General features: G+C 56.1%; 1 protein-coding gene. It reads right to left on the bottom strand.

The window, feature by feature from the left end; genetic code table 11:
- A partial coding sequence (locus R0J88_RS21875) for a peptidylprolyl isomerase (protein WP_410901158.1) occupies window positions 1–166 on the bottom strand: 166 nt, incomplete at its 3' end.
- Between the last annotated feature and the right edge of the window lie 87 nt (window positions 167–253).

Here is a 253-nt window from a genome sequence, read left to right as displayed (position 1 = left end):
GGCCGGGGCCAAAGCTGCCCAGGTCTCCGCCCTGACGGCCAGAAGGGCAGCTGGAGTGCTGCTTGGCTACATCCGCGAAATCGCGGCCGTTCTCGATCTCTTGTTTCAGTGCGTTGCACTGCTCTTCACTGCTTACCAAAATATGACGGGCGCTGGCACGTGCCATAACGAACTCCTTAATAAAAAACCCAATACGGTAGGCCAGTTTATCACGCTCGCTGCTAGTCGTGACCTAAGGCACCGCTATAACGCA

It is taken from the genome of Pseudoalteromonas sp. SIMBA_162 (assembly GCF_046535955.1).
Lineage (GTDB): Bacteria > Pseudomonadota > Gammaproteobacteria > Enterobacterales > Alteromonadaceae > Pseudoalteromonas > Pseudoalteromonas marina.
The sequence above is the reverse complement of the archived record's forward strand: the minus strand, read 5'-3'. Positions and strand labels throughout refer to the sequence as shown.